This window comes from Streptomyces calidiresistens (assembly GCF_014141525.1).
GTDB classification, from domain to species: Bacteria; Actinomycetota; Actinomycetes; order Streptomycetales; family Streptomycetaceae; genus Streptomyces; species Streptomyces calidiresistens.
In genome coordinates this window covers 1-2,165 of the sequence record NZ_VKHS01000860.1, presented here as the reverse complement: position 1 = coordinate 2,165, position 2,165 = coordinate 1, and the positions used below count along the sequence as shown (strand labels likewise).

1 protein-coding gene is annotated in these 2,165 nt (G+C 73.1%); it reads left to right on the top strand.

Annotation, left to right across the window (positions count from 1 at the left end; genetic code table 11):
- The first annotated feature begins 87 nt into the window (after positions 1-87).
- Positions 88-2,124, top strand: a complete 2,037-nt coding sequence (locus FOE67_RS23515; RefSeq protein WP_182666846.1) for a glycoside hydrolase family 31 protein — start codon at positions 88-90, stop codon at positions 2,122-2,124.
- The last annotated feature ends 41 nt before the right edge of the window (positions 2,125-2,165 follow it).

The following is a 2,165-nucleotide window of genomic DNA, read 5'->3' as shown; positions in this document are numbered from 1 at the left end:
CCCCCGACCCGCCCGGCCGGCGTCGGGCGATTCGCCGGCACACCGTCGCCACCCCGCCGTGGCGGCCCCTTTCCACGGGAGTTTTCGTTGAACGATTCATCACCTGCCGTCTCCCTGGCCCAGTCCTCCCCCACCGTCGGCGCCTTCCGCGAGCGCGACGGCGCCCTGGAGTGGAGCGGCCGACAGGAAACCCTGCTGATCGAGCCGTGGGGGCCGGACGCGGTACGGGTTCGCGCGCGGCTCGGGGGTCCGGTGCTCGACGGCCTGCCCGGCGCGCTCGCCGCCGAGCGTCCCCCGGCTCCCGACGCCGCCGTGAAGATCGGGAACGGGACCGCCGTCCTGGTGAACGGCGCGGTCACCGCCGAGGTCGGTGCCGAGGGCATGATCCGCTTCCTGGACTCCACCACCGGCGGGGAACTGCTCGCCGAGGAGCGCGCGCACTTCTGGTGGCCGGGGCCCCGTCTGTACACCGCCACCGGCAACGGCTACCACCGGTTGGAGCAGCGGTTCGCCGCCCACCCGGACGAGAAGCTGTACGGCCTGGGTCAGCACCAGCACGGCCTGCTGGACCAGAAGGGCGTCGTGCTGGATCTGGTGCAGCGCAACGCCGAGGTCTCCATCCCGGTGCTGGTCTCCAGCCGGGGCTGGACGATGCTGTGGAACAACCCGGCCGTGGGGCGGGTGGAGCTGGCGGCCAACGGCACCCGCTGGGTCGCCGACAGCGCCCGCCAGATCGACTACTGGATCACCGCCGGTACCCCCGCCGACGGGCAGCGCCGGTACTCGGCGGTCACCGGCCGCACCCCGATGCTGCCGGAGTGGGCGGCCGGGTTCTGGCAGTGCAAGCTGCGCTACCGCACCCAGGAGGAACTGCTGGAGGTGGCGCGCGGGTACAAGCGGCGCGGGCTGCCGCTGGCCGCGATCGTCTGCGACTTCTTCCACTGGACGCACCTGGGCGAGTGGCGCTTCGACCCGGCCGAGTGGCCGGACCCGGCCGCGATGGTGCGGGAGCTGTCGGAGATGGGCACCACGCTGGTGGTCTCGGTGTGGCCGTCGGTCTCCCCGCTGAGCGAGAACCACCCCACGCTGGAGCAGCGCGGCTGGTTCATCGGTACCGAGTACGGTCCGATGGCGCACGCGGACTGGCCGGACAAGGAGGTCGCCGAGCCGGTGCAGGTGGCGTTCTACGACGCGACCAACCCGGAGGCACGGGAGTTCGTCTGGTCCCGGATCCGGGAGAACTACCTGGAGCCGTACGGCATCAAGGCGTTCTGGCTGGACGCCTGCGAGCCGGAACTCAAGCCGGGCTTCGCGGGCAACCACCGTTACCACGCCGGGCCGGGGCTGGAGGTCGCCAACCTCTACCCGCGCGAGAACGCCAGGGCCTTCCACGAGGGCCTGACCGCCGCGGGCGAGGAGACCATCACGCTGAACCGCTCGGCGTGGGCGGGCAGCCAGCGGCACGGCGCCGCCCTGTGGTCGGGGGACATCGGCACGGACTTCGCCACCCTGCGGCGGCAGATCGCGGCGGGCCTGAACACCGCCCTGTCCGGCATCCCGTGGTGGAACACCGACATCGGTGGCTTCCACGGCGGCGACCCGGACGACCCGGCGTACCGCGAGGTGATGGTGCGCTGGTTCCAGTTCGGCGCGTTCTCGCCGCTGATGCGCCTGCACGGCTTCCGGGACCCGGGGATGCCCCTGGGGCCGGACATGACCGGCGGGCCGAACGAGGTGTGGTCCTACGGCGAGGAGGCCGGCGCGATCCTGGAGGAGTACGTGCGGCTGCGCGAGCGGCTGCGCCCGTACGTCCTGGAGCAGATGCGGACGGCGCACACCGAGGGGCTGCCGGTGATGCGTCCGCTGTTCCTGGACTTCCCGGACGACGCGCGGACCTGGGGGATCGCCGACGCCTACCTCTTCGGTCCCGACGTGTTGGTGGCGCCGGTGCTGGAGGCGGGGGCACGCGAGCGCACGGTGTACCTGCCGGCGGGGGCGCGGTGGACCGACGCCTGGACCGGTGAGGAGTACGCGGGCGGTGCGGAGGTGACGGTGGCGGCGCCGCTGGAGCGGATCCCGCTGTTCCTGCGGGACGGGGCGGAACTGCCGCTGCGCGCCGGCTGAGGGACCGGGCGCCGTTCCGGGACGGGGGTTCGGGACGGGGG